The 25,716-nt window shown below is 68.1% G+C and carries 24 protein-coding genes and 1 pseudogene; 11 read left to right on the top strand and 14 right to left on the bottom strand.

Annotated features, from left to right (window positions below; translation table 11 throughout):
- Positions 1-125 precede the first annotated feature (125 nt).
- Both CQY20_RS21750 and CQY20_RS21745 read right to left on the bottom strand, forming a co-directional pair.
- Entirely contained in the window at positions 126-1,364 is a 1,239-nt protein-coding gene (locus CQY20_RS21750) for an acyl-CoA dehydrogenase family protein (RefSeq protein WP_097942158.1), read from the bottom strand.
- 66 nt (positions 1,365-1,430) lie between these two features.
- Entirely contained in the window at positions 1,431-2,462 is a 1,032-nt protein-coding gene (locus tag CQY20_RS21745) for an oxygenase MpaB family protein (RefSeq protein ID WP_097942157.1), read from the bottom strand.
- 154 nt (positions 2,463-2,616) lie between these two features.
- Between CQY20_RS21745 and CQY20_RS21740 the strand changes: the two genes are divergently transcribed.
- The 4 genes from CQY20_RS21740 to pheT are packed head-to-tail and all read left to right on the top strand — an operon-like array spanning position 2,617 to position 7,904.
- On the top strand, positions 2,617-3,531 hold the full coding sequence (locus tag CQY20_RS21740; protein ID WP_097942156.1) for an adenylate/guanylate cyclase domain-containing protein: 915 nt from the start codon (positions 2,617-2,619) through the stop codon (positions 3,529-3,531).
- Between the two features lie 9 nt (positions 3,532-3,540).
- Complete coding sequence (locus CQY20_RS21735) at positions 3,541-4,338, top strand: rhomboid-like protein (protein ID WP_097942155.1); 798 nt, start codon at positions 3,541-3,543, stop codon at positions 4,336-4,338.
- 36 nt (positions 4,339-4,374) lie between these two features.
- Entirely contained in the window at positions 4,375-5,418 is a 1,044-nt protein-coding gene (gene pheS, locus CQY20_RS21730) for a phenylalanine--tRNA ligase subunit alpha (RefSeq protein ID WP_097942154.1), read from the top strand.
- Complete coding sequence (gene pheT, locus CQY20_RS21725; RefSeq protein ID WP_097942153.1) at positions 5,418-7,904, top strand: phenylalanine--tRNA ligase subunit beta; 2,487 nt, start codon at positions 5,418-5,420, stop codon at positions 7,902-7,904. The genes pheS and pheT overlap by 1 nt, the downstream gene beginning before the upstream one ends.
- Positions 7,905-7,906: 2 nt before the next feature.
- Here the strand turns inward: pheT and CQY20_RS21720 are convergent, their stop codons facing one another.
- The 12 genes and pseudogenes from CQY20_RS21720 to CQY20_RS21665 form a co-directional block, all read right to left on the bottom strand.
- On the bottom strand, positions 7,907-8,752 hold the full coding sequence (locus CQY20_RS21720; protein WP_097942152.1) for a fumarylacetoacetate hydrolase family protein: 846 nt from the start codon (positions 8,750-8,752) through the stop codon (positions 7,907-7,909).
- A 27-nt stretch (positions 8,753-8,779) separates the two neighbouring features.
- A complete protein-coding gene (locus tag CQY20_RS21715) occupies positions 8,780-9,568 on the bottom strand; it encodes an SDR family oxidoreductase (protein WP_097942151.1) in 789 nt (262 codons plus the stop codon).
- Positions 9,569-9,582: 14 nt separating this feature from the next.
- Positions 9,583-10,476 carry a dihydrodipicolinate synthase family protein gene (locus CQY20_RS21710; RefSeq protein WP_097942150.1) on the bottom strand — a complete coding sequence of 298 codons (894 nt, stop codon included), beginning with the start codon at positions 10,474-10,476 and terminating at the stop codon, positions 9,583-9,585.
- A gap of 4 nt (positions 10,477-10,480) precedes the next feature.
- A complete protein-coding gene (lhgO, locus tag CQY20_RS21705; RefSeq protein ID WP_097942149.1) occupies positions 10,481-11,689 on the bottom strand; it encodes an L-2-hydroxyglutarate dehydrogenase in 1,209 nt (402 codons plus the stop codon).
- A complete protein-coding gene (locus CQY20_RS21700) occupies positions 11,686-12,846 on the bottom strand; it encodes a CaiB/BaiF CoA transferase family protein (RefSeq protein ID WP_097942148.1) in 1,161 nt (386 codons plus the stop codon). The genes lhgO and CQY20_RS21700 overlap by 4 nt, the downstream gene beginning before the upstream one ends.
- Positions 12,821-13,342, bottom strand: coding sequence for an AbrB family transcriptional regulator (locus CQY20_RS21695; RefSeq protein WP_097942147.1), 522 nt, complete (start codon positions 13,340-13,342; stop codon positions 12,821-12,823). Before CQY20_RS21695 ends, CQY20_RS21700 begins: the two co-directional genes overlap by 26 nt.
- Positions 13,339-14,910 (bottom strand): annotated as a pseudogene (locus tag CQY20_RS35580) (tripartite tricarboxylate transporter permease). The gene CQY20_RS21695 and the pseudogene CQY20_RS35580 overlap by 4 nt, the downstream one beginning before the upstream one ends.
- Positions 14,911-14,957: 47 nt before the next feature.
- The gene (locus CQY20_RS21685; protein ID WP_097942146.1) at positions 14,958-15,497 is read right to left on the bottom strand and encodes a tripartite tricarboxylate transporter TctB family protein; all 540 of its coding nucleotides are present in this window, start codon (positions 15,495-15,497) and stop codon (positions 14,958-14,960) included.
- Positions 15,494-16,474 (bottom strand): Bug family tripartite tricarboxylate transporter substrate binding protein, encoded by a 981-nt coding sequence (locus CQY20_RS21680; protein WP_097942145.1) that lies wholly within the window; start codon positions 16,472-16,474, stop codon positions 15,494-15,496. The genes CQY20_RS21685 and CQY20_RS21680 overlap by 4 nt, the downstream gene beginning before the upstream one ends.
- A gap of 30 nt (positions 16,475-16,504) precedes the next feature.
- Entirely contained in the window at positions 16,505-16,951 is a 447-nt protein-coding gene (locus tag CQY20_RS21675; protein WP_097942144.1) for a PaaI family thioesterase, read from the bottom strand.
- Entirely contained in the window at positions 16,948-17,730 is a 783-nt protein-coding gene (locus CQY20_RS21670) for an enoyl-CoA hydratase-related protein (RefSeq protein WP_097942143.1), read from the bottom strand. The genes CQY20_RS21675 and CQY20_RS21670 overlap by 4 nt, the downstream gene beginning before the upstream one ends.
- Entirely contained in the window at positions 17,727-18,947 is a 1,221-nt protein-coding gene (locus CQY20_RS21665) for a CaiB/BaiF CoA transferase family protein (protein ID WP_097942142.1), read from the bottom strand. Before CQY20_RS21665 ends, CQY20_RS21670 begins: the two co-directional genes overlap by 4 nt.
- 149 nt (positions 18,948-19,096) lie before the next feature.
- Here CQY20_RS21665 and CQY20_RS21660 point away from each other — a divergent pair, with 149 nt between their 5' ends.
- The 7 genes from CQY20_RS21660 to CQY20_RS21630 are packed head-to-tail and all read left to right on the top strand — an operon-like array spanning position 19,097 to position 25,699.
- Positions 19,097-19,945, top strand: a complete 849-nt coding sequence (locus CQY20_RS21660) for an IclR family transcriptional regulator (protein ID WP_097942141.1) — start codon at positions 19,097-19,099, stop codon at positions 19,943-19,945.
- A gap of 53 nt (positions 19,946-19,998) precedes the next feature.
- Entirely contained in the window at positions 19,999-21,033 is a 1,035-nt protein-coding gene (argC, locus tag CQY20_RS21655) for an N-acetyl-gamma-glutamyl-phosphate reductase (RefSeq protein WP_097942140.1), read from the top strand.
- A complete protein-coding gene (argJ, locus tag CQY20_RS21650) occupies positions 21,030-22,247 on the top strand; it encodes a bifunctional glutamate N-acetyltransferase/amino-acid acetyltransferase ArgJ (protein ID WP_097942139.1) in 1,218 nt (405 codons plus the stop codon). The genes argC and argJ overlap by 4 nt, the downstream gene beginning before the upstream one ends.
- Positions 22,244-23,116, top strand: a complete 873-nt coding sequence (gene argB, locus CQY20_RS21645) for an acetylglutamate kinase (protein WP_097942138.1) — start codon at positions 22,244-22,246, stop codon at positions 23,114-23,116. Before argJ ends, argB begins: the two co-directional genes overlap by 4 nt.
- On the top strand, positions 23,113-24,282 hold the full coding sequence (locus CQY20_RS21640; protein ID WP_097942137.1) for an acetylornithine transaminase: 1,170 nt from the start codon (positions 23,113-23,115) through the stop codon (positions 24,280-24,282). The genes argB and CQY20_RS21640 overlap by 4 nt, the downstream gene beginning before the upstream one ends.
- Positions 24,279-25,205 carry an ornithine carbamoyltransferase gene (argF, locus tag CQY20_RS21635; protein ID WP_097942136.1) on the top strand — a complete coding sequence of 309 codons (927 nt, stop codon included), beginning with the start codon at positions 24,279-24,281 and terminating at the stop codon, positions 25,203-25,205. The genes CQY20_RS21640 and argF overlap by 4 nt, the downstream gene beginning before the upstream one ends.
- The gene (locus CQY20_RS21630) at positions 25,202-25,699 is read left to right on the top strand and encodes an arginine repressor (RefSeq protein ID WP_097942135.1); all 498 of its coding nucleotides are present in this window, start codon (positions 25,202-25,204) and stop codon (positions 25,697-25,699) included. Before argF ends, CQY20_RS21630 begins: the two co-directional genes overlap by 4 nt.
- Positions 25,700-25,716 lie beyond the last annotated feature (17 nt).

Below are 25,716 nucleotides of genomic sequence, written 5' to 3'. Positions count from 1 at the left end.
ATAATCCAGGGATAAGCCTTCAGATACACAACAACCTCCAACAAGGTGGCTGTTGCAATCACCCCCAGAAATCGCCCCAGGACAGGGCGGACTTTTGCGTCTGCTCACGCTGAAAAAGTGAGTCGTCAGCTCAAGAGGCCCTTGGCCACGTGGGTGATCTGCACCTCGTTGCTGCCGGCATAGATCATCAGCGATTTGGCGTCGCGGGCCAACTGCTCGACACGGTATTCGGTCATGTAGCCGTTGCCGCCGAACAACTGCACGGCATCCATCGCGACATCGGTGGCCGCCTGCGAGCAGTACCACTTGATCGCCGACGCCTCGGCCAATGAGATCGGGGTGCCCGTCTGCGCGGCCTCGATGACGCGGAACAGCATGTTGCGCACGTTCATTCGGGCCACTTCCATGTTGGCCAGCTTGAGCTGAATCAATTGAAATTGGGCGATCTCCTGGCCCCACAGCTTGCGGTTCTTCGCATAGTCGACGCTGAGCTTGAGGCATTCCTCGATCACGCCGAGCGCCATCGCCGCTACCCCGATGCGCTCGGTCGAGAAGTTCGACCGCGCCGATTCGCGCCCGTCGCCCGCCGCACTGTCCTCGGTTTCGCCGAGCAGTCGGTCTCGGCCGAGCCTGACATTGTTGAAGAACAGCTCGCCGGTGCGGGAACTGTGAATCCCCATCTTGCGGAACGGCTTTGACTGGACGAAACCCTCCATGCCGCGATCGAGCACGAACGTCAGCACCTTGCGGTCGCGCTTGGGAGTGTCGTCGCCCTCGTCGAGCTTGGCGTACACGACGACGACGTCGGCGTCCGGCCCGTTGGTGATGAACGTCTTCTGCCCGTTGAGGATGTAGTCGTCGCCGTCGCGCACGACGTATGACTTCATGCCGCCGAAAGCATCGGAGCCGGAGTCCGGTTCGGTGATCGCCCACGCGCCGACCTTCTCGTAGGTGACCAGCCCCGGCAGCCACCGTTCCTGCTGCGCGAGCGTGCCGCGGCTGGCGATGGTCGGCACCGTCAGGCCGAGGCTGACGCCCATCCCGGTGACCACGCCCATGCACACCCGGCACAGTTCGCTGACCACGACGAAGCCCATGCTCGCCTGGGCGGCGTCGCCGCCGAACATGCCGCCCGAACCGCCGCCTGCCGGTTTCTCGCCGCCCTCTCGCATCCGCGCCAGGCGCTTCTCCAGCGACTCGAGGGCCATCTTGTCGATGCCGAACGTCGTGAACAGCTTGCGGATGATGGGGTAGGGCGCCATCTCACCGCTTTCCAGCGCGTCGACGTGCGGGCGGACCTCCTTGTCGACGAAGTCGCGGACCGCGTCGCGTACGGCGAGGTCGACATCAGACCATTCGAGCATGAGCGCCAGCTTAGGCGGACGCGAGGAGCAATCCGAGGCTAGGCGGACGCGGGCTAGGCGCGGACGCTAGGCCGCGGTGCTGCGGCCACGGGCCGGGCGCAGACCGGCGAGCGAGAACGTGGTGTGCACCAGCGAGCCCGCGCGGTCGAGGAGGCTCCTGCGCTTCGGCACGTAGTGCATCGGCAAGTCGCGGCGATCGCGCGGCGGCGCGACGAACGACGGCGCCTCCACCAGCGGTGCGTCCTCGGGGATTCGGCCTGCTGCGCGGCGGTACGCGGCCACGGCCCGCGGATGCAGCCGAATCTCGTCGGGCACAGCGACGAATGCCAATTCGACGAGCTTGCCGAACAGCCGCAGCAGGATCTCGTCGCCGGGCGTCCACCGCATTCCGGCCTTCTCGCGCACCACCGGGTCGAACATTCCCGCAGCGATCCAGCGCTGTCCGGCCACCATCGGCTTGAAGATCTGATCCCAGATCGGGGTCGGCATCAAGACGAACCACGGTTTCGGAACGCGGATGTCGAAGATGTCGCGGGTGGCCTGGTTGATCTCCAACTGTTCCCGGCAGACCCGGTCCCAGTACTCGCAGAACTCCTCCCATGATTTCGGCACCGGCCGCATGCTCATACCGTATTGCGCGTACCAGCGGACGTGTTCGTCGAACAGTTGGCGTTTCTCGGCTTCGGTCAGTCCACCGCAGAAGTACTCGGCGACCTTGATCACCAGCATGAAGAACGTGGCGTGCGCCCAGTAGAACGTCTCCGGGTTGAGCGCGTGATAGCGCCGCCCCTCGGAGTCGACGCCTTTGATCGTCGTGTGGAAGCCCTTGATCTGCGCGCCGGTTTCGGGGGCGCGGTCCCCGTCGTAGACGACGCCCATGATCGGGTACACCGACCGGGCAACGCGCTGCAGCGGCTCACGCAACAGGATCGAATGCTCTTCGACACCGGCACCGAGTTCGGGGTACATGTTCTGCAGCGCACCGATCCAGACGCCCATCATTCCGGTGCGCAGATCGCCGAAGTATTTCCAGGTCAGTGAGTCCGGACCGAGCGGATCGGCTCGCTTGGCCCCCCTCTTCGGTGTGCTCGCCGTCACACCTCAACGATAATAGTGACAACGTGCGTTGTCCATGATTTCGCGGCGCGCCGCGGTCGCCTGTGCAGCGGGTTTCCGGTTCGCGAGCAAACCCGCCGAACCACCTCAACCGGCCCGTTTGCTCCGGCAAATAACGGCCATCTAATCTTGCGCAATGGGTGTCGAATCGTTCGACGAACGATCCGGCGGTACCGGAGAAACGAACAAGGCATCGGATCGCGCGCCGTCCTCACGGCGACCGGCAAAGCCGTCGACCTGGATCCGCAACACAAATCACAACCCGAACCTCGTCGCGTTCGTCCGGCGCGCTCGCCGCGCCCTTCCTGGCGACCCGGAATTCGGTGATCCGTTGTCCGCGAGCGGACTTGGCGGGCCCAGTGTCGCCGCCCGCGCGGCCGACCGGTTGCTGGAGCGCCACGCGGCCTCCCGCGAGGTGAGCCTGGCCGGGTTGCAGGTGTGGCAGGCGTTGACCGAGCGGGTGTCGGGCAAACCGGTCAATCGCGAGGTGACACTTGTCTTTACAGATCTCGTCGGATTCTCGTCGTGGGCGTTGAAGGCCGGTGACGACGCCACGCTGCGGCTGCTGCGGCGGGTCGCGCAGGTGATCGAACCACCGCTGCTGGAGGCCGGCGGACGCATCGTCAAACGCATGGGTGACGGCACGATGGCCGTGTTCACCGAACCCGCCACCGCGGTCCAGGCGGTGCGCACCAGCCTCGATGCGGTGAAAACCGTTGACGTGGACGGCTATACGCCCCGCATGCGCGCCGGTGTGCACACCGGGCGACCGCAGCGGATCGGCTCGGACTGGCTCGGCGTCGACGTCAACATCGCCGCCAGGGTGATGGAGCGCGCGACGCGGGGCGGGCTGATCGTCTCGCAGACCACGATGGACCGCATACCCGCCGACGAGTTCGAGGTTCTTGGGCTGTCCGCCAAGCGAATTCGACGGCCGCTCTTCCTGCCCAAGCAGGACGGGGTGCCGACCGACCTCGCGATGTATCGGGTGAAAACTCGCAGACAGTTGCCAGGCCAGGACGAGGAGAACGACGACATCGCCGAAGCATAGTGGTCGGTGATGTTGTTCGGCCTGCTGCGGGCGCTGACCCGGATCCGCATCACGTTCGGCTACGCCGCGACCCTGGCCGTGGTGACGACCGCGCTGGGAACGGCCGAGCCCCGGATACACGACAGGGTGATCAGCCATGCCAGCACCAATCTGCACAACCTCAGCCGCGGACACGTCGGCACCCTGCTGGTCAGCGCGTTCGTGATCGACGCGGGCCCGATCTTTGTCTGGCTGCCCGGCCTGGTGTGCCTGCTCGCGACCGCCGAACTGCTGTGGCGCAGTGCTCGGCTGCTCATCGCGTTCGCGGTCGGCCACGTCGGCGCGACGGTGCTGGTCGCCATCGGCCTCACCGCGGCCGTCACGTTCGGCTGGATATCGGCCGACGTGACCAGGGCGACCGACGTCGGGATGAGCTACGGCGCTTCGGCCGTGCTTGGCGCGCTGACGTCGGCGATCCCGCGCTGGTGGCGGTCGGCGTGGACGGGGTGGTGGGTCGGCGTCGCCGTCGCCGTCGTGGCCGTGGGCAGGGACTTCACCGACACGGGCCACGCCGTGGCGCTGCTGCTCGGCATGGCCCTGTCGACCCGGTTCCGTCACCCCACGGCATGGACGGTGCTGCGCTGCGTGCTGGCAGGCGTGGGCGTGGCCTTCGGCTACCTGATGCTGGCCAACACTGGGCTGTCGCTGCTGGCGGCGACGGTTTCCGGCATCGCAGGCGCGCTGGTCGGCGAACGAGCGCGCTCCCGGCTGCGCCGCCGGTCAGCCACCGCACCGCCAGACGGAGCGCTCGAGCCCGGGGTTGCGTGATGAGGCTCTCATCGCGCCATCGCCTATGATCGCCGAGTGGCTGATCAGCCCATAGATTTGTCGGAGGAAGCGCTGGCCAAGCTGGTCAGTGCGGCCAAGCACGCGTTCGATTTGGCCGGTGATCTCGACGCGCTGGCCCGCGCCAAGACCGAGCACCTCGGTGACCGCTCGCCGCTGGCCCTGGCCCGCCAGGCGCTGGGTTCGCTGCCGAAGGCCGACCGCGCCGACGCGGGCCGGCGGGTGAACGTGGCGCGCGCCGAGGCGCAGCGCAGCTACGACGAGCGCCTCGCCGTGCTGCGGGCCGAGCGCGACGCGGCGGTGCTGGTCGCCGAGACCATCGACGTGACGCTGCCGTCGACGCGTCAGCCGCTGGGTGCCCGCCATCCGATCACGATCCTCGCCGAGCACGTCGCGGACACGTTCGTGGCGATGGGTTGGGAACTGGCGGAGGGCCCCGAGGTCGAAACCGAGCAGTTCAACTTCGACGCGTTGAACTTCCCGCCCGACCACCCCGCCCGCAGCGAGCAGGACACGTTCTATATCGCCCCGGAGGGCTCGCGGCAGGTGCTGCGCACGCACACCTCGCCGGTGCAGATCCGCGCGCTGCTGGAACGCGACCTGCCGGTCTACATCATCTCGATCGGCCGCACGTTCCGCACCGACGAACTCGACGCCACCCACACCCCTGTCTTCCACCAGGTCGAGGGGCTCGCCGTGGACAAGGGGCTGACGATGGCTCACCTGCGCGGCACGCTCGACGCGTTCGCGCGCGCGGAGTTCGGTCCGCAGGGCCGCACCCGGTTCCGGCCACACTTCTTCCCGTTCACCGAGCCGTCGGCCGAAGTCGACGTGTGGTTCGAGAACAAGAAGGGCGGGCCCGGCTATGTGGAGTGGGGCGGCTGCGGGATGGTGAATCCGAATGTGTTGCGCGCCTGCGGAATCGATCCCGAGGTGTACTCCGGCTTCGCGTTCGGCATGGGGTTGGAGCGCACCCTGCAGTTCCGCAACGGCATCCCCGACATGCGTGACATGGTCGAGGGCGACGTGCGGTTCTCGCTGCCGTTCGGAGTTGGCGCCTGATGCGACTTCCCTACAGCTGGCTGCGGGAGGCCGTGCAAGCCGGTGCACCCGGCTGGGACGTGCCCGCCGACGAGCTCGAGCAGACCCTGATCCGCATCGGCCACGAGGTCGAAGAGGTCATCCCGGTCGGGCCGGTCAGCGGCCCGCTGACGGTCGGCAGGGTTCTCGAAATCGAAGAGCTCACCGAGTTCAAGAAGCCGATCCGTGCGGTCAAAGTCGACGTCGGCGAACCTGAGCCACGCGACATCGTATGCGGCGCAACGAACTTCGCGGTGGGCGATCTCGTCGTGGTGGCGCTGCCCGGAACCACGCTGCCCGGCGACTTCACCATCACCTCGCGCAAGACCTACGGCCGCATCTCCGACGGGATGATCTGCTCGACGGCCGAGCTCAACCTGGGCACCGACCATTCCGGCATCCTCGTGCTGCCGCCGGGCACGGCCGAGCCGGGGACAGCGGCCGCCGACGTGCTCGGCCTCGACGACACCGTGTTCCACCTGGCGATCACCCCGGACCGCGGCTACTGCCTTTCCGTGCGCGGCATGGCCCGCGAGATCGCCAACGCCTATGACCTCGACTTCGTCGATCCCGCCAACGTCGCCGCGCTGCCCGCCGACGGCGAGGCGCTGCCGGTGACAATCGATGCGGGCACCGGCGTACAGCGGTTCAGCCTGCGCCCCGTCACCGGTATCGACCCGGTCGCCGTGTCGCCGTGGTGGCTGCAGCGACGGCTGCTGCTCAGCGGCATCCGGGCGATCTCACCCGCCGTCGACGTGACCAACTATGTGATGCTCGAGCTCGGTCACCCGATGCACGCCCACGACCGCAGCCTGATCACCGGCGGCTTTCGGGTCCGGTTCGCCAAGCCGGGGGAGACGGTGGTGACCCTCGACGACATCGAGCGCAAGCTCGACACCGGCGACGTGCTGATCGTCGACGACGTCGCCACCGCCGCCATCGGCGGGGTGATGGGCGCAGGCACCACCGAGGTCCGCGACACCACCACCGACGTGCTGCTGGAGGCCGCGGTGTGGGATCCGGCCGCGGTGTCGCGCACCCAGCGCAGGCTGCACCTCTATAGCGAGGCCGGCCGCCGCTACGAACGTGCCGTCGACCCGGCCGTTTCGGTCGCCGCGTTGGACCGCTGCGCCGCGCTGCTCGCCGAAATCGCTGGTGGCACAGTGCAGTCCGTGTTGACCGATTGGCGTGGTGATCCGCCGCGCGACGACTGGTCACAACCTGCGGTGAGCATGCCTGCCGACCTGCCGGACCGAACCGCAGGCCTCGAGTACCCGCAGGGCACCACGCAGCGGCGGCTGATCCAGATCGGCGCCGCCGTCACCGCCGACGGCGACCGCGTGACCGTGATTCCGCCGAGTTGGCGGCCCGACCTCAAGCAGCCGGCCGACCTCGTCGAGGAAGTGCTGCGGCTGCAAGGACTGGACATCATCCCGTCTGTGCTGCCGCAGGCGCCCGCGGGCAGGGGTTTGACACCGGTGCAGAAGCGACGCCGGGCGATCGGAAAGTCCTTGGCGCTCAGCGGGTATGTCGAGATTCTGCCGACACCCTTTCTGCCTGCGAAGGTGTTCGACCTGTGGGGCCTGCCCGCCGACGACCCACGCCGGTCGACCACTCATGTGCTCAACCCGCTGGAGGCCGACCGCCCGGAATTGGCCACCACGCTGCTACCGGGGCTGTTGGAGGCGTTGGCGCGCAACGTGTCCCGCGGCGTGGTCGATGCGGCTCTGTTCTCCATCGAGCAGGTGGTCGAGCCGACGTCGGAAACCCGTGCCGTGGAGCGGATCCCGACCGATCGCAGGCCCACCGACGAAGAGATCGCGATGCTCGACGCGTCGCTGCCGCGTCAGCCCGAGCATGTGGGTGTGGTGCTCACCGGCCGCCGCGAGCTTCCGGGCCCGTGGGGGCCCGGGCGACCCGCCGAGGCCAGCGACGCGTTCGAAGCGGTCCGCATCATCGGCCGCGCGGCGGGCGTCGATGTGACATTGCGTCAGGCGCAATATCTTCCGTGGCATCCCGGCCGCTGCGCCGAGGTTCTGGTCGGCGACACCGTCGTCGGGCATGCCGGCCAACTGCACCCCGGGGTGATCGAACGCTGCGGGCTGCCGAAGGGCACCTGCGCGGTCGAGTTGAACCTCGACGCCGTGCCGATCATCGAGAGACTGCCCGCGCCGAGGGTGTCGCCGTTCCCCGCGGTGTTCCAGGACGTCGCGCTCGTCGTCGACGAGCACGTCGCCGCCCAGAGCGTCGTGGATGCGGTTCGCGAGGGCGCAGGCGAATTGCTCGAAGACGTCCGGTTGTTCGACGTCTACACCGGCCCGCAGATCGGCGAGGGCCGCAAGTCGCTGGCGTTGGCGCTGCGGTTCCGCGCGGCGGACCGGACATTGACCGAGGACGAGGCCAGCGCCGCCCGCGAGGCCGCGGTGGCGATGGCCGCCGAGCGCGTCGGGGCGCAGCAGCGCCGCTGACGCTACTGAACCGGGTTCGTCAAAGACGCAAGGCCGTCGCCGAGTTCGCACGTCACGACGTCGCCGGGCACGATCGGCACCGCTCCCGGCGTGCCGGTGGACAGAATGTCGCCCGGGTAGAACGGCATCACCTGGCTGTGGAAGCTCAGCAGCTCGGCCGGTGAGAATGTCATCCCCGCGACGGTGTCCTTGCGGTGCACCGCGCCGTTGTGCACGGTGGCCACCCGCAGGCCCGAAAGCGGCCCGTGCGACAACACCTCGTCGAGCGTGATCAGGTCGGGCCCGAAGGAGAAGAACGTCGGGTAGTTCTTCACCCGCGTCAGGTAGCGGGGATTCTCCAGCAGAATCGCCTCCGCGGTCTGGTCGAGGACCGGAACCACGCCCGCCACATAGGACATCGCGTCGTCGACGCTGACCTGATAGCAGGTCCGCCCGATCACCAGGCCCAGTTCGGCTTCCGCGGTGACCTTGCCGATGCCCGGCGGCACGACGATCGGCTCGCCTGGCCCGACGATCGTGTGGTCGCCCTTGAGGAACGACGCCGGCGACGTGCGCGGCGCACTCTCGCCGAGGTCGCCCGCGTGCGCACCGTAGTTCAGGCCGATGCCGAGGATCTTGCGGGGCCGCAGCCACGGCGCCGCGACGGGTGAGTGCGGGTCGACACAGGCGGTGTCGTCGACACCCGCGGCGACGGCCTCGGCGAGCGCGTCGAGCGCCTCGGTCTCCAGCAGCGCCAACAGATCACTCGGCGCGCCGTCGACGATCTTCTCGACGCGGGCCAGTCTGCCGTCGGGCAGGGCGACGCAGGCGGCGGTCGTCTCGTCGAGCCGCACGGTGCGCAGTCGCATCAACGTCCCTTTCGGCTCAGGGTCAGATCAGTTCGCGCTCTTGAGTTGTCCGCCGTCGACGCGGATGACCGATCCGGTGACGTAGGACGCGCGTTCGCTGCACAGAAACGCCGCCACGTCGGCGTATTCGTCGGGCTTGCCGTAGCGGCCCAGCGCCATAGCCGACGCGCTGTCTGCCATCACGTCCTCGACGCTGCGGCCTTCTCGCTCGGCGCGCCGTGTGTCGAGGAATTCGGTTCTGGCGGTGGCGATCCGGCCGGGCACGATGATGTTGGAGGTGACACCGTCGCGGCCCACCTCGTCGGAGAGCGTCTTCGACCAGGTGTGCAGGCTGGCGCGCAACGTGTTCGATATCGCGAGGTTCGGGATCGGGCTGAGCGCACCGCCCGACGTGGATGTCAGGATGCGACCCCAGCCGCGCTCCCGCATCCTGGGCAGCACACGGTCGGTGATGACGATGACAGAGAGGATCATCTGCTCGAAGCTCGACCGCCACACGTCGGGGTCCTGGCCGGTGACGGGTGTCGGCGGCGGGCCGCCGGTGTTGTTGACGAGGATGTCCACTGGGCCCAAAGCGTTTTCGATCTCGGTGATGCGGGCATCGACCTGGTCGAGGTCGCTCAGATCCCAGACCAACGGCAGCGCCTTCGCACCCGCGGCTTCGATCCGCTTGACGGTGTCGGCCAGCTTGTCGGCCGAGCGTCCGGCGGCGGCGACGTTGGCGCCTTCTTCGGCGAGTCGCACCGCGATGGCGCCGCCGAGGCCGCCGCTGGCGCCGAGCACCAGCGCGGTACGTCCGGTGATTCCCAAATCCATTCGGTTGGCTCCTCTTAGCGCGTGGCGGTGGCGGGCAGGGTGGCGAGATGCTGCTCGAGCAGCGGCACCAGCGAGTCCGGTAGCGGCATCGCCGGTGGCCGCACTCGGCCGGTGCTGATCACGCCACGCCGCCGCAGCAGCTCTTTGCGAATCGACAAACCCACCCGGAGTTGTCCTTCGAAGTTGGCCAACGGAAGCCATGGCGCCCATGCGGCCCTGGCCGCTTCGAATCCGCCGTCGCTGTGCGCGCGCAACACCGCGGCCAGCGCGGCCGGATGGCTGAAGCCGGTCATCGCGCCCGCAGAGCCTGCGGCCAGTTCGTCGAGCAGACCCACGCCGCCCAGCCCGCCGAACACCGGCACGTCGACCCTCGGCACGAGGTGGGCCACCGCGACGGATGTCGGTGGGGTCTCGGATTTCACTCCGACCGCGAACGGGCAGCCCGACACGATCTCGACGACCTGCTCATCGGTGACGTGGACCCCGGAGATCACCGGGTAGTCCTGGATGAGGATGCCGATTCCGGTGGCGTCGTGCAGGCGTTTCAGCGACGCGGCGGCGACGGCCGGATCAGTGTCGGCGATTTGGGCCATCAGCGCGACCGGAGGGCGCGGCACGGCCTCGAGCAGCCGGCCGGCCTGGGCGATGACCGCGTCGGGTTCGCGTTCCGAAAGGCCAAGCACGTACGGCAGGTCGGTGGACGAGGCGACGGTGCGGGCCACGCTGTCGGCTTCGTCAGGGTTCAGTGACGCCGCCTCCCCGAACACGCCGAGCGCGACAAGGCCGCCGCACCCGTCGGCGACGAACGAGTTGACCTCGTTGCGCAGCGAGTCGAGGTCGACATCGAGACGTTCGTCGAAAGGCGTCGCGAGGACACCCCAAAGTCCTTGGGACAGCGGTTGGGTCATCTGTTCACCTTTCGGTCTCGATGGTCGTCAGGATGTGCTCGGCGATGGCCAGCGACGAGGTCGCAGCCGGCGACGGCGCGTTGCGCAGCAGTACGACGCGGTCGCGGATGCTGATGCGGAAGTCGTCGACGAGGCCGCCGTCGGGGTCGAGCGCTTGAGCGCGGATGCCCGCCACGCCCGGCACGACGTCGTCGACGTCGAGTTCTGGCACGTAAGCCCGCGCGGCCGCGACGAATCGCCGCTTGCTCAGCGACCCGTACATCTCGGTGATCCCGGTGCGCCAGTGCTGCCGCGCGAACCGCCAAAACGCCGGTGTGCGAGCCACTTCGGCGAGATCGGAGACCGACACCTTGCCCCAGGTGTAGCCCTCGCGGGCCAGCGCGAGCACGGCGTTGGGGCCGATGAGGACCTCGCCGTCGACGCGCGGCGTGACGTGTACGCCGAGGAACGGGTAGCGCGGGTCGGGAACCGGGTAGACCAGACCGTTGACGAGGTTGCGCCGTTCGGGTTTGAGCTTGTAGTACTCGCCGCGAAACGGCATGATCACCGGATCGGCTGCGTCGCCGACCATTTCGGCGAGCCGATCGCTGTGCAGCCCCCCGCAGACGATGATCCGGTCGAACGCGGACTGCGCGGAACCGCTTGCATTCCTGGCCGTCACCACCACCTCGGTGCCGGTGTTTCGCACCGCGACGACCTCGTGGCCGAGACAGATCTTCGCGCCGTCGCCGGTCGCGTCGGCGGCCAGCGCCTGTGTCACCTCGGCGAAGTCGACGATCGACGTCGACGGCGAGTGCAGAGCGGCGACGCCGCGCACATGCGGTTCCAGCTCGCGCAGTTCGTCGGGGCCGATGATGCGAACGCCGGGCACCCCGTTGGCGATCGCCCGTTCCTTGATGTTGTCCAGCCGGGCCCGTTCGACGTCGTCGAGCGCGACCAGAACCTTGCCGCACGCGATCCGACGAATGCCGCGTTGCTCACAGAACTCTTCGAGCAGCCCGACGCCGCGGCGGCACAGCACTGCCTTGTTCGATCCGGGCTCGTAGTAGAGGCCTGCGTGCACCACGCCGCTGTTGCGTCCGGTCTGGTGCGACGCCAGCCGGTCCTCCTTCTCGAACAGCGTCACATCGCCGTCGGGGTGGCGTTTGAGGTACTCGCGGGCGACCGCGACGCCGAGGATGCCACCACCGACGACAGCGACTCGGTCGGTCATCGGCCACCCCGGGCGGCGTACTCGGCGAAGACTTCGTCCTGGTCCGCGCCCAGCGCGGGCGGCGCGTCGGCGCGCGGCGCCCCACCCTCCGACAGCGCAAGCGGTGAAGCGGGCACGTTCAGGTCTCCCAGCGTGGGGTGGGGCAGGGTCAACACCATTGTGTCCCGAACCTGCTCCCAGTCATATACCTCCGGGATGGTACGTATCCGGCCAGCGGGTACGCCCGCCGCATCCAGCGCGGTCAGGACGTCGCCGGCGGTCCGGTCGGCCAGCAGCGCGTCGATCTCCTTCTGCAGGGACTCGGCCCTGGCCACCCGCTCGGTGTTGGTGGCGATGTCAACACGGCCGGGGTCGAGGCCGACGATCGGTGCGAACCTGCGCCACAGCGCCTCTGACCCGACGCCGATGACGATGTCGGCGTCAGCGCAGCTGAACACGCCGTACGGGGCGATCGACGGGTGCCGGTTGCCGGTCAGCACCGGCTCGACACCCGCGGACAGCCAGCCGACGCCGTGGAACACGTGCACGCCGACGACCGCTGCCAGCAGCGAGGTTTCGACGTGCTGGCCGCGGCCGGTGCGCTCCCGCGCGCGCAGCGCGTTCATCACCCCGAAAGCGCCGAACAGGCCGGCGAGGATGTCTGCCATCGGCAGTCCGACCCGCTGCGGCGTGCCGCCCGGCTGCCCGGTCAACGACATCAGCCCCGCCTCGGCCTGCACGATCTGGTCGAAGCCGGGGCGTTTTCCGCTCGGGCCGCCGCGTCCGAAGCCGGTGATGGACAGCGTGATCAGCCGCGGGTTGAGCGCGCGCAGCTCGTCGAGCCCGAGGCCAAGTTTCTCCAGCACTCCAGGGCGGTAGTTCTCGACGAGGACGTCGGCGCGGCTGGCCAGCCAGCGCAACCGGTCGGCGTCCTCGGCGCGCTTGAGGTCGAGCACGACGGAGCGCTTGTTGCGGTTCGCGGACACGTAGTAGGCCGACTCGCGGTGGCCGTTGCGGTCGATGTAGGGCAGCCAGCCGCGGCTGTCGTCGCCGCCAGGCGGTTCCACCTTGACCACGTCGGCACCGGCGTCGGCCATCATCATCGTCGCGTACGGGCCGGCGAGTGCGCGGCTCAAATCGACCACGCGGATGTCATCGAGCGGTCGCTTCGCGCTCAACCGCGTCTCCCATCAATCTCAGGCCGACCGACATCAACACGATCACCGAGGTGATGCGCAGCACGTGCACGGTCAGCACGATCGGAACATTGGCCCCCGCGCCGGCCGAGAACGCGCCCATCTGGGCGATGCCGCCCGGGGCGGTGGCCAGCAGCGCGGTCAGCGAGTCGATCGATGTGAACCGCCACAGCAACCACGCCGCGACCAACCCGAAGACCAGGAAGGCGACGACGGTCACCGCGATCGGCACGAACGCGTCGCGCAGTTGCTTGAGCGTGTCGGCGTTCACGCTCATGCCCAGCAGCCAGCCCATGCAGACGTACACGATCCAGCGACCCGCAGGCGCGATCGGGAACGCCGAGGAGGTCGCGATGTTGACCACAGCGACCCCGACCATCGCCCCGAGCAGCGGTGCCGCAGGCAGGTGCAGCAGGGTGGCGATCGTCGCGCCCAACAGCGCCGCCGCAGCGGTGAGCAGCAGGCTGCCGACGTTCATCCGACGTGTTCCCGTTCGTCGTTGGGGCGGACGTCGGTGCCCGGTTCCAGCGTCTCGTCAGGCCGCTCGGGTGTCGGGCCGCCGCGGCGGCCGCCCGAGATCCGTTGCAGCGCAGCCTTGCTCGCGCGGGCAGCCGGAGCCCGCAACAGCGGCAGCAGGAGCAGGAAGACGATGAACACCAGGATGCCGACCGACGTCGGGCGCTCGACGAACACGTTGAGCGCGCCGCCGGAGATCTGCATCGTCTGCCGCAGCGACTCCTCGGCGAGCGGTCCCAGCACCAGCGCGATGACCAACGCGGCGGTGGACAGGCCGTAGCGGCGCATGAAGAAGCCGAGCACACCGCACGCCAGCATGATCTGCACGTCGAGCAGGCTCTTGTTGACCGCGAAAGTGCCTAGCGTGCACAGCAAAACCACGATCGGGCCGAGGATCTTGAACGGCACGCGGGCGATGCTGGCGAACGCGGGGATGCAGAACACGTTGACGGCCAGCAGCATCGCGTTGCCGAGGTACATGCTGGCGATCAACCCCCACGCGAATTCCGGGTTCTCCTGCATCAGCAGCGGACCGGGCTGCAGGCCCCACATCAGGAACCCGCCGAGCAGCACGGCCGTTGCGCCGCCACCCGGGATGCCCAGTGTCAGCAGCGGAACCATGGCGCCGGAGGACGCGGCGTTGTTCGCCGATTCCGGGCCGACGAGGCCGGCCATCGCGCCCTTGCCGAACTTCTCCGGTGTGCGCGACACGGACTTCTCGACGTTGTACTACATCAGCGACGCGACCGTCGCGCCCGCGCCTGGCGTCAACCCGACACCGAATCCCAGAAACGAGCCGCGCAACGTCGGTCCGACCGACTCGCGGATGTCGTTGCGGTTGGGCCAGAATCCGCGGCTGCGCGCCGACACGCCGAAGAAGTCGAGGCGTTCGAGGTGTCCGCCGCGCCACAGCGTGTGCAGCACCTCACCGACGGCGAAGAGCCCGATGGCGACCGGGATGAAGTCGACACCGTTGATGAGCTCGACGGCACCGAAGGTGTAGCGGCGCTCACCGCCGCCGATGTCGACGCCGACGGTGCCGATGGCGAACCCGATGAGCGCCGACAGCGCGCCGAGCAGCTTGTTGCCGCGCAGGATGACGATGACGGTGAGCAGTCCGGCCATCACGATGAGGAAGTACTCGGGCGGGCCGAACGTCCTGGCGAACGCGGCGGTCGCCGGCGCGGCGAAGCTCATCAGCAGCGCGCCGATGGTGCCTGCGACGAACGAGGCCACCGCGGCCATCACGAGGGCAGGTCCCGCCCGCCCCTGTTTGGCCAGCGGATAGCCGTCGAATGTGCTTGCCACCGTGGCGGATTCACCCGGCGTGTTGATCAGCACGGACGTGATGGTGCCGCCGTACATCGCGCCGTAATACACCGCGGCCAGCATGACGATGGCGCCGGTGGGGTCGAGGCCGAATGTCACCGGCAGCAGGATCGCCAGCCCTGCTGACGGGCCGACACCGGGGATGACGCCGACGATCATGCCGATCAACACGCCGCCGGCGAGCAGAAGCAGGTTCTGCATCGTCAACAGCGTGGCGAGGCCGGTCATCAGGTCGGACATGGTTCTCCTTAACTGAGCGGGAGAATGCCCTCGGGCAGCCCGGCGTTCAGACCAACCTGCAGGGCGAAATACAACGCGATCGGAACCACGACGGCGATGATCACCGCGCGGATGTGGTGTTCACGGTCCAGGAACCACAGCGTCACGCCGAGGAACAGCACGCCGGCCAGCGCGGCGCCGAGTACGCCGAACAGCGCGACGAACAGCGCCGCGGCGCCGATGAACGCGATCAGCGCCGGCGTGTGCCTGCCGAGGTCGGGTTCGGCGGCCTCCTCGGCGGCCTGGACCTGGTCGGTCTGCTCTTCGCTTGAGCCGGAGACGACTTCGCGCACGACCGCGATCACGATGATCGCGATGGCCGTCACGCCGAGAATGCGAGGAAAGAAACCCGGGCCGATGCGGCCCGCGGCGGTGCGCCACTCCATGCCCATCGCCATCTCGGTGTAGAAGGCGAAGGCGAGCAGCAGCACACCGAGGAACGCCAGCTTGGACCAGTTGACGTGGCGGCCGCGGGCCGCAGGTGCAGTGGGACGCGATGTCGCCGTCACAGTGCGCCTTGCTCCTTCAGCGTCGTCTCGAAATCATTGGTGGTCGTCTCCAGGTAGGCGGTGAAGTCGTCACCCCAGAGTTCGTCGCGGGTCAGATAGTTCTGGTCCAGGAATTGCTGCCACTCCTCGGACTTGACGACCTGCTGCATGGTCTTGATCCACCAGTCGCGCGCGTAGTCGGGCACGTCGGGCGGCAGGATCAGGCCGCGCGGCATCGACGGGAGGTCCTTGATGCCCTTCTCCTCGCCGGTGGGCACGTCGGGCAGCGCGGGCAGCCGCTCCTTGCCGGTGAACAGCAGCGGCCTCATGTCGCCGGACTTCACCTGTCCCAGAATGGATCCGGGGTTGGACACCATCCCTTCGAGAGCACCCGACAGCAGCGAGGTCTGCAGCTGGCCCTCTTCGTTGAAGGGCACGTACTCGATCTCGTATCCCTCTTTCTTCGCGATCAGCGACTGCAGGATGAAGTCCACGTTGACGGTGCCGATGCCGCCGACGACGACCTTGCCCTTGTCCTTGGCGAAGCGCACCCAGTCCTCGTAGGTCTTGATGGGGCTCTTGCCGTCGACGACCAGCAGCGCGTCGTCGGTGGCCATCAGGCCGACGTGGGTGAAGTCCTTATAGGTCCAGCCGGGGTCCGACTGCAGCGGCGTGGTCAAAAAGGACCCGGAGGTGGTCGAAATGTTGTACGGGTCACCGGCTTTCGACATCAGGTAGCCCCAGCCGGTGGCGCCGCTGCCACCTTCGCGGTTCTCGACGGCGATATCGGCGGGGTAGAGCCCTTGATCCTGGATGATCTGCACCAGCTTGCGGGCCATCAAATCATTGCCGCCGCCGGGACCGAACGCGATCGTCCAATCCAGCTGCTTGGACGGATAGTCCTCGGCGGATTCGCTGGAGCCGCTGCCTGCGCCGCATGCCGTCAGGATGAAGACGGCGAATGTGGCCACCAATGCGAGCAGTGCCTTGAGTCGCATCGTGTTCTCCTCGTTGAGTGTTGGTTGGGATTAAGTGGTCTCGTGTCGGAACCACGAACCGGTGGCGGATGCCGCGAGGCGGCCACGGTCATCGAACAGACGAGACTCCAGGTGCACGATGCGCCGACCGCCGTGCAGGATGCGGCCGGTGCACACAGCATCGGTGCGGACCGCCCGCGCGAAGTGGATCTCCATGTCGATCGTGGATCCGGCGGACAGATATTTCTGGCAGGCGTGGCCCATCGAGATGTCGAGTACGGTGGACAGCACCCCGCCGTGCACCACGCCCGCCGCGTTGCACAGGTGCGGCGCGAAAGGCAGTGTGACGGTGCAGCTTTGCTCGTCGTCGTCATAGGCGATCGACAGTCCGAGAAAGTGGATGAGGAAGTAGCGGCCGAACTCCGGTTCGGCGACCTCGGCGGCGCGGCGCGCGGCGGCGACGGGATCGGCGGACATCCCGGGATCGGTGGTGGTCATGACCAGGTGAACCTCGGGCTGCGCTTCTCCAGGAACGACCGGACTCCCTCCGCGTAGTCCTCGGTGTCGAACGAGGAGTTGCGGATCTCGGTGGTGACGTCGTCGTCCTCGGTCTGGCCGGCCAGGATCACGTTCACGATGCGCTTGGCGGAGCGCACGCTGTATTGCGCTCGCGTGGTGATCAGCCGGGCGAACTCATAGGTCCGGTCCTCCAGCTCGTCGGCGGGGATGAGTTCGTCGATCAGCCCGAGACGCAGCGCGTCCTCGGCGAAAACGGGCTGGCCAGAGAACAGGATCCACTTCGACCGCGACGGTCCGACGACGTCGACGAGACGCTTGGTCGACTCCAGACTGTAGACCAGGCCCAGCTTGGCCGGCGTGATGCCGAACCGGGATCGCTCATCGGCGAACCGCAGGTCGCAGGCCAGCGCGATGCCGCAGCCGCCCCCGATGCAGTAGCCGTGGACCATCGCGATCGTCGGCTTGCTCAGCCCTTCGACGGCGTGCTCGGCAGCGGCGACGTGCTCGTTGTAAGCCTTTGCCGCCGTGGCGTTTCCGCGCACCTCCTCGAACTCGCTGATGTCGGCGCCTGAGGCGAAGCTCTTGGTCCCGGCGCCTCGCACGACGACGACCTTGATCTCCGGATCGGCGTCGAGCGCGGCGAACTCGTCGGGGATCCGCTGGTACATGGCCAGCGAGATGGCGTTGTGGCTGTCGGGCTTGTTGAGCACGACCGTGGCCACGGCGCCGTCGCGCTCGACGAGGATCTCGTCACTCATTGCACTTGCTCCTGTAGTTCGGGGTGGGCGTCGTAGAGGATTCCTTCGGCGAGCAGACGTTCGAGTTCGTCGCGGTCGATTCCCAGTTCGGTCAGCACCGACACGGTGTGCTGGCCGAGCCACGGCGCGGGGGAGCGCACGCTGTAGTCGATGTCGGAGAACCGGGTGGGCGGCGCGATGGTGCGCATCGGCCCGATCACCGGATGCTCGAGTTCGACGATCATGCCGCGCGCCAGCACGTGGGGGTCGGCGAGCGCCTCTTCGTAGGTGAGCACCGGGCCGCCGGGCACGCCAGCGGCGTCCATCCGTTCGACCCAGGCGCTGGTCGGCAATGTCGTTGTGATGGACTCGATTTCGCGTTCGAGTTCGTCGATGTTGGCCATCCGTGCGGGCAGGTCGACGAAGCGCGGGTCGTCGGCCCAGTCGGGGCGCTTGAGCACGTCGTTGATCAGCCGCAACCACAGCCGGTCGGTGTTGGCGCCGATCGTCACGTAGCCGTCGGCGGTCCGGTAGGCCTGATAGGGGGTGGAGCGCCGATGCCGGGTTCCCGTCGGCGCGGGCGCTTCGCCGTTGCCGAAGTAGGCCCCGGATTCCCACACCGTCCATGCCAGTCCGGCATCGACCAGCGAGATGTCCATGTACTGGCCGGCGCCGGTCTGCCTGCGGTGAAGTTCGGCGGCCAGGATCGAGTAGATGGCGGTGGCGCCTGCGGCGATGTCGTTGATGGCGATGCCCACCTTCGTCGGCTTGCCGTCGGGATGACCGGTCATCCGCATGAACCCGCCGATGCCCTGGGCCATGATGTCGAAGCCGGGCCGGTCACGGTAGGGCCCGGTCTGGCCGAATCCGCTGATCGAGCAGTAGAGGATGTTGTCGCGCACTTTGCGCACCGCGTCGTAGTCGATGCCGAGCCTGCGCGCGACGCCGGGTCTGAAGTTCTCGATCACCAGGTCGGCACTGGCGGCCAGTTCGAGGAACAGTTCGCGGCCGCGGTCGGATTTCAGGTCGATGGCCACCGAGCGCTTGCTGCGGTTGGGCATCGCGAACGGATAGCTCTCGCCGTTGATCTTGGGGGCCATCCGGCGCGAGTCGTCACCGGTGCCTGGCTGCTCGATCTTGATCACGTCGGCCCCGAGCTCGCTGAGCACCATCGTGCAGTAGGGCCCGGAGAGGAAGCGCGTCAGGTCGAGGACTCGGAAGCCGTTAAGAGGTCGCATTGATCCTTCCCGCATTGTGGGATAGTCTTTACGCAATGCAGAAAGCTTATGAAGGTGAGCGGCGTCACGTCAAGGCTCTGTTACGGCCTGGGTCACACCGCAAACCGGCGCTGGGCTGAAATGGTGGGGTCACGGACAGAGAGGAATTCGTGAGTAAAACCGACGACTCGGCCGACGATTCGTCCGTCGGACCGCAGAGACGTGCCGGCGTGCAGTCGATCGATCGGGCCGTTGCGATCCTGCGCTGCTTCGACGGGCGCAGTCCCGAACTGGGCATCAGTGAGTTGGCCAGGCAGACCGGCCTGTCGACCACCACCGTGCACCGGCTCCTGGCGGCAATGCAGAAGAACCACCTGGTGCGCCAAACCGGCACGAAGCGCTACGGGTTGGGCCCATTTCTGTTGCAGCTGGCCAACTCTGGCGCCATCCCGCGGACGTTCCGCGAGGCCGCGCTGCCGTTCATGACCGATCTGCGCGACGAGTTCGACGAGACGGTCGGCCTGCACGAATATCTCGGCGCGGGTCACCGCATCGTGGCCGCGCAGGTCGAAAGCCACCAGGAGTTGCGCCGCACCTACACCGACATCGGCGTGCCGATCAAGCTTCCGCACGGCGGCCCGGGCAAGGCGATCTGGAGCGCGCTACCACAAGAGGAGCGCCGGCGTTATCTCGCCGAGCCGATCGAGAAGAAGACCGAGGCCACCACCGTCGACCCGGTCGAAGTTGAGCGCGAACTCGACCAGGCGCGAGCGCGCGGTTATGCGACGTCGAAGGGGCAGCGCACGGTCGGCATCTATGCGATCGCCTCGCCGGTGTTCAATCACACACAGAAAGTCATCGGCGCGATCGGCGTCTCGGTGCCGGAGGTCAGGATGACCGAGGAGCGGGCCGAACACATGGGCCAGCGGGTTCGCGAGGTGGCCTGGCAGTTGTCGACCACCCTCGGGGCGACCGAAGAGGGCGTGCACGCCCTGGTCCCCGACATCCGGCTGGGCTGACCGCACGTTTAATGGATTTGCAACAGTTTGCATAACCATGCAGAATCTCCTGCATGACATCTGTGGCCGTGGCCGGGGCCAGCGGATATGCCGGCGGAGAAATCCTGCGACTGCTCCTCGGTCATCCCGCTTACGCCGACGGCCGGCTGACGATCGGCGCCTTGACGGCCGCCGCCAGTGCCGGCACCACATTGGGTGAGCATCACCCGCACCTGCTGCCGTTGAGCGGCCGCGTGCTGGAGACTACCGACGCCGACGTCCTGGCCGGCCACGACATCGTCTTCCTCGCGTTGCCGCACGGGCACTCCGCGGCGCTGGCCGACCAATTGGACCCCGACACGGTGATCATCGACTGCGGCGCCGACTTCCGGCTCACCGACGCCGCCGCCTGGGAGCGCTTCTACGGGTCCACGCACGCCGGAAGTTGGCCCTACGGGCTGCCCGAACTGCCCGGGGCGCGCGACCGGCTGCGCGGCGCGAGGCGGATCGCCGTCCCCGGCTGTTATCCGACCGCGGCGCTGCTCGCGCTGCTGCCCGCGATCGCCGAGGACCTGGTGGAACCCGCGGTGACCGTCGTCGCGGTCAGCGGAACCTCCGGTGCGGGCCGCGCCGCCAAAACCGATCTGCTCGGGTCGGAGGTCATCGGGTCGGCCCGCGCCTACAACATCGGCGGCAAGCACCGCCACACACCCGAGATTGCGCAGGGCTTGCGCGCTGTCACCGACAAAGACGTGACGGTGTCGTTCACCCCGGTGTTGATTCCGACGTCGCGCGGCATTCTGGCCACCTGCACCGCGCGCACCGAGGCGCCGCTGTCGCAACTGCGCGCCGCATACGAGAAGGCCTATGACAGCGAACCTTTCGTCCATCTGCTGCCCGACGGACAACTGCCAAAGACGGGCGCGGTGATCGGCAGCAACGCCGCACAGATCGCCGTCGCCGTCGACGAGGACGCCAGCACGTTCGTCGCGATCGCGGCGATCGACAACCTTGTCAAGGGCACCGGCGGCGCGGCCGTTCAGTCGATGAACCTCGCGCTGGGCTGGCCGGAGACTGAGGGCCTGTCGATCGTGGGGGTGGCGCCGTGACGGACACCTCGGCGGGAACCACGAAACTGATTCGCACCCAAGGAGTTACCGCGCCGGCAGGATTCAAGGCCACCGGCATCGCCGCGGGCATCAAGGCATCCGGCGCACTGGATCTGGCGCTGGTGTTCAACGAGGGACCCGACTACGCCGCGGCCGGTGTCTTCACCCGCAACAAGGTCAAGGCCGCGCCGGTGTTGTGGACCCAGCAGGTGCTGACGACGGGCAGGCTGCGCGCGGTGATACTCAACTCCGGCGGCGCCAACGCCTGCACGGGACCGGGCGGATTCCAGGACGCCCACGCCACCGCCGAGGCCGTCGCCGCCGCCCTGTCGGACTGGGGCAGCGAGACCGGAGCCATCGAAGTCGCCGTCTGCTCAACGGGTTTGATCGGCGACCGGCTGCCGATGGACAAGGTGCTCGCGGGTGTCACCGAGATCGTGCACGAAATGGCGGGCGGGCTCACCGGCGGCGAGGAGGCCGCGCGCGCCATCATGACCACCGACACGGTGCCCAAACAGGTCGCGCTGCATCATGCGGGCAACTGGACCGTCGGCGGCATGGCGAAGGGCGCGGGCATGCTGGCCCCGTCGCTGGCCACGATGCTGTGTGTGCTCACCACCGACGCCGTCGCCGACGCCGCCGCGCTGGACCGGGCGTTGCGGCGGGCCAGCGCCCTGACATTCGACCGGCTCGATGTCGACGGCAGCTGCTCGACCAACGACACCGTGCTGCTGCTGGCCTCGGGCGCGAGTGAAATCACGCCCAGCCAGGACGAACTCGACGAGGCCGTATTGCGGGTGTGCGACGACCTGTGCGCGCAACTGCAGGCCGATGCCGAAGGCGTCACCAAGCGTGTGGTCGTCACGGTGACCGGCGCAGCCACCGAATCCGATGCGCTGACGGCGGCCCGGGTGGTGGCCCGCGACAGCCTGGTCAAGACCGCGCTGTTCGGCTCCGACCCCAACTGGGGACGCGTGCTGGCCGCCGTCGGCATGGCCCCGGTGCAGCTCGAACCGGATCGGATCTCGGTGTCTTTCAACGGCTCTCCGGTCTGCGTCGACGGCGTGGGAGCCCCCGGCGCCCGCGAGGTCGACTTGTCCGGCGCCGACATCGACGTGACCATCGACCTCGGTGTCGGCAGCGAGCGGGCCTCGATCCGCACCACCGACCTGTCACACGCCTACGTCGAAGAGAACTCGGCCTACAGCTCATGACGGCATCAACCCAGACCAAAGCCGACGTGCTGGCCGCCGCGCTGCCGTGGCTCAAGCAACTGCACGACAAGATCGTCGTGGTCAAGTACGGCGGCAACGCCATGACTGACGACATGCTGCGCGGGGCGTTCGCCGCAGACATGGTCTTCCTGCGCAACTGCGGGATCCATCCCGTTGTCGTGCATGGCGGCGGGCCGCAGATCAGCTCGATGCTCAAACGGCTTGGCATCGAGGGCGATTTCAAGGGCGGCTTCCGGGTCACCACACCCGAGGTGCTCGACGTCGCGCGGATGGTGCTGTTCGGTCAGGTCGGCCGCGAACTGGTGAACCTGATCAACAAGCACGGCCCGTACGCCGTCGGCATCACCGGGGAGGACGCGCACCTGTTCACCGCGGTGCGACGCAGCGTCACCGTCGACGGCGTGGCCACTGACATCGGCCTGGTCGGCGACGTGGACCAGGTGAACACGGCGGCGGTGCGGGATTTGATTGCGGCGGGCCGTATTCCGGTGGTGTCGACGATCGCGCCCGACACCGACGGGGTGGTCTACAACATCAACGCCGACACCGCGGCGGCGGCGCTGGCCGAGGCGCTGGGCGCCGAGAAGCTGCTGATGCTCACCGATGTCGAGGGCTTGTACACCAGCTGGCCCGACCGGGACTCGCTGGTCAGTGAGATCGACACGGCCGCACTGACCCAACTGCTGCCCACGCTGCAGTCGGGGATGGTGCCGAAGATCGAGGCGTGTCTGCGGGCCGTGTCGGGCGGGGTGCCCAGCGCCCACGTCATCGACGGCCGCGTCGAGCACTGCGTACTGGTCGAGTTGTTCACCGATGAGGGGACGGGCACCAAGGTGGTTGCGGCATGACGCTGATACAGCGCTGGGAAAGTGTGATGATGAAGAACTACGGCACCCCGCCACTGACGTTGGTCAGCGGCGACGGGGCCGTGGTCACCGACGCGGACGGCAAGTCCTATATCGACCTGCTCGGCGGCATCGCGGTCAACGTGCTCGGGCACCGGCATCCCGCCGTGATCGAGGCCGTGACCGCGCAGATGAACACGCTGGGACACACGTCGAACCTCTACATCACCGAACCCGGCGTGGCGCTGGCCGAAGCGCTGGTCGGCTTGTTGGGCGCCGATGCGCGGGTGTTCTTCTGCAACTCCGGAGCCGAGGCCAACGAGGTCGCGTTCAAGATCACCCGGCTGACCGGCCGCAAGAAAGTCGTTGCCGCCCACGGGGCTTTCCACGGCCGCACAATGGGTGCCCTGGCGTTGACCGGCCAGCCCGCCAAGCAGGAGCCATTCGCGCCGCTGCCCGGCGATGTCGTGCATGTGCCGTACGGCGATGTGGCCGCACTCGCCGAGGCGGTCGACGAGGCGACGGCCGCGGTGTTCCTGGAGCCGATCATGGGCGAAGGCGGCGTCGTGGTGCCCCCGGACGGCTATCTGGTTGCCGCCCGCGAGCTCACCGCAACGCGTGGCGCGCTGCTGGTGATCGACGAGGTGCAGACCGGAATGGGCCGTACCGGAACGTTTTTCGCGCACCAGCACGACGGCATCACGCCCGACATCGTCACGCTGGCCAAGGGGCTCGGCGGTGGGCTGCCGATCGGGGCCTGCCTGGCCGTCGGCTCGGTCGGCGACCTGCTGACGCCGGGGCTGCACGGCAGCACCTTCGGCGGCAATCCGATCTGCGCGGCCGCGGCCCTTGCGGTGTTGCGGGTGCTGGCCGATGAGGACCTGGTCTCGCGTGCCGACGTGCTGGGCAAAACGCTGCACCACGGCATCGAGTCGCTGGGTCATCCGCTCGTCGATCACGTCCGCGGTCGCGGGCTGCTGCGAGGCATCGCGCTGACCGCACCGCAGGGCAAGGCCGTCGAAAGCGCCGCCCGCGACGCCGGATTCCTGGTCAACGCCGCCGCGCCGGACCTGGTCCGGCTGGCGCCGCCGTTGGTGATCACCGAGGCGCAGATCGCCGAATTCCTCGGCGCGCTGCCCGGTGTGCTGGACAAGGCGGCCGCGTCATGACGGTCCGCAACTTCCTGCGCGACGACGACCTGTCGCCCGAAGAGCAGGCCGAGGTGCTGGCGTTGGCCGCCGAGATGAAGCAGCACCCCTTTCACCGTCGGCCGCTCGAGGGTCCCCGTGCGGTGGCGGTCATGTTCGACAAAAACTCGACCCGCACCAGGTTCTCGTTTGAGGTCGGCATCGCCCAGCTCGGTGGCCATGCTGTCGTCGTCGACGGCCGCAGCACCCAACTCGGCCGCGACGAAACGCTGGAAGACACCGGAAAAGTGTTGTCCCGCTATGTCGAAGCGATCGTTTGGCGGACCTTCGGCCAGAACCGGCTCACGTCGATCGCCGCGAACGCAACCGTGCCCGTCGTCAACGCGCTCTCCGACGAGTTCCATCCCTGCCAGGTGCTGGCCGATCTGCAGACGCTCGCCGAACGCAAGGGCGGGTTGGAAGGTCTGCGGCTGTCCTACTTCGGTGACGGGGCCAACAACATGGCGCACTCGCTGATGCTGGGCGGTGTGACCGCTGGCGTCGACGTCACGATCGCCGCGCCTGCCGGGTTCGAACCGCGACCCGACATCGTCGCCGCGGCCGAGGAACGCGGCAAGCGCACCGGCGCACGGGTGTACCTCACTACCGACCCCGCCGAAGCCGCCGCGGGCGCCGACGTGTTGGTCACCGACACCTGGACGTCGATGGGGCAGGAGGACGACGGGCTGGATCGCGTCGCACCGTTTCGGCCGTACCAGGTCAACGCCGAGCTGTTGGCGCGGGCGGACTCGGAAGCCGTTGTGCTGCACTGTCTTCCCGCACACCGCGGCCACGAGATCACCGACGAGGTGATGGACGGCCCGCAGAGCGGGGTGTGGGACGAGGCGGAGAACCGGCTGCACGCGCAGAAGGCGCTGCTGGCCTGGCTGCTGGAGCGATCATGACGTCAGGCAAAGCCCCTGAAGTCAGCGGCACCCGCGCGGGCAGGCAGGCCCGCATCGTCGCCCTGCTGTCATCGAAACAGGTGCGCAGCCAAAGCGAACTCGCCGCGATGCTGGCCGCCGAGGGCATCGAGGTCACCCAAGCCACGCTTTCGCGCGATCTGGAGGAGTTGGGTGCGGTCAAGCTGCGCGGCGCCGACGGCGGCGTCGGCGTGTACGTGGTGCCCGAGGACGGCAGCCCGGTGCGCGGCGTTTCCGGTGGCACGGAACGACTGTCGCGGCTGCTCGGCGACCTGCTGACGTCGATCGACGCCAGCGGCAACCTCGCGGTGCTGCGCACCCCGCCGGGCGCGGCGCAGTATCTGGCCAGCGCGATCGACCGCGCGTCGCTGCCATATGTCGTCGGCACCATCGCCGGCGACGACACCCTTTTCGTGGTCGCCCGCGAGCCGATGACCGGCGCGGAACTCGCCACCCACATCGAGAACCTGAAATAGAGCTGTTACACAAGGAG

This window comes from Mycolicibacterium agri (genome assembly GCF_002553505.1).
GTDB lineage: Bacteria > Actinomycetota > Actinomycetes > Mycobacteriales > Mycobacteriaceae > Mycobacterium > Mycobacterium agri.
This window is presented reverse-complemented; position numbering and strand designations above follow the sequence as displayed.

What these genes read in the sequence shown, in the direction of transcription:
- CQY20_RS21750 (WP_097942158.1), bottom strand. Translation starts at nt 1,364, where the DNA reads ATGCTCGAATGGTCTGATGTCGACCTCGCCGTACGCGACGCGGTCCGC.
- CQY20_RS21740 (WP_097942156.1), top strand. Translation starts at nt 2,617, where the DNA reads ATGGGTGTCGAATCGTTCGACGAACGATCCGGCGGTACCGGAGAAACG.
- CQY20_RS21735 (WP_097942155.1), top strand. Translation starts at nt 3,541, where the DNA reads ATGTTGTTCGGCCTGCTGCGGGCGCTGACCCGGATCCGCATCACGTTC.
- pheT (WP_097942153.1), top strand. Translation starts at nt 5,418, where the DNA reads ATGCGACTTCCCTACAGCTGGCTGCGGGAGGCCGTGCAAGCCGGTGCA.
- CQY20_RS21720 (WP_097942152.1), bottom strand. Translation starts at nt 8,752, where the DNA reads ATGCGACTGCGCACCGTGCGGCTCGACGAGACGACCGCCGCCTGCGTC.
- CQY20_RS21715 (WP_097942151.1), bottom strand. Translation starts at nt 9,568, where the DNA reads ATGGATTTGGGAATCACCGGACGTACCGCGCTGGTGCTCGGCGCCAGC.
- CQY20_RS21710 (WP_097942150.1), bottom strand. Translation starts at nt 10,476, where the DNA reads ATGACCCAACCGCTGTCCCAAGGACTTTGGGGTGTCCTCGCGACGCCT.
- lhgO (WP_097942149.1), bottom strand. Translation starts at nt 11,689, where the DNA reads ATGACCGACCGAGTCGCTGTCGTCGGTGGTGGCATCCTCGGCGTCGCG.
- CQY20_RS21695 (WP_097942147.1), bottom strand. Translation starts at nt 13,342, where the DNA reads ATGAACGTCGGCAGCCTGCTGCTCACCGCTGCGGCGGCGCTGTTGGGC.
- CQY20_RS21680 (WP_097942145.1), bottom strand. Translation starts at nt 16,474, where the DNA reads ATGCGACTCAAGGCACTGCTCGCATTGGTGGCCACATTCGCCGTCTTC.
- CQY20_RS21675 (WP_097942144.1), bottom strand. Translation starts at nt 16,951, where the DNA reads ATGACCACCACCGATCCCGGGATGTCCGCCGATCCCGTCGCCGCCGCG.
- CQY20_RS21670 (WP_097942143.1), bottom strand. Translation starts at nt 17,730, where the DNA reads ATGAGTGACGAGATCCTCGTCGAGCGCGACGGCGCCGTGGCCACGGTC.
- CQY20_RS21665 (WP_097942142.1), bottom strand. Translation starts at nt 18,947, where the DNA reads ATGCGACCTCTTAACGGCTTCCGAGTCCTCGACCTGACGCGCTTCCTC.
- argC (WP_097942140.1), top strand. Translation starts at nt 19,999, where the DNA reads ATGACATCTGTGGCCGTGGCCGGGGCCAGCGGATATGCCGGCGGAGAA.
- argB (WP_097942138.1), top strand. Translation starts at nt 22,244, where the DNA reads ATGACGGCATCAACCCAGACCAAAGCCGACGTGCTGGCCGCCGCGCTG.
- CQY20_RS21640 (WP_097942137.1), top strand. Translation starts at nt 23,113, where the DNA reads ATGACGCTGATACAGCGCTGGGAAAGTGTGATGATGAAGAACTACGGC.
- argF (WP_097942136.1), top strand. Translation starts at nt 24,279, where the DNA reads ATGACGGTCCGCAACTTCCTGCGCGACGACGACCTGTCGCCCGAAGAG.
- CQY20_RS21630 (WP_097942135.1), top strand. Translation starts at nt 25,202, where the DNA reads ATGACGTCAGGCAAAGCCCCTGAAGTCAGCGGCACCCGCGCGGGCAGG.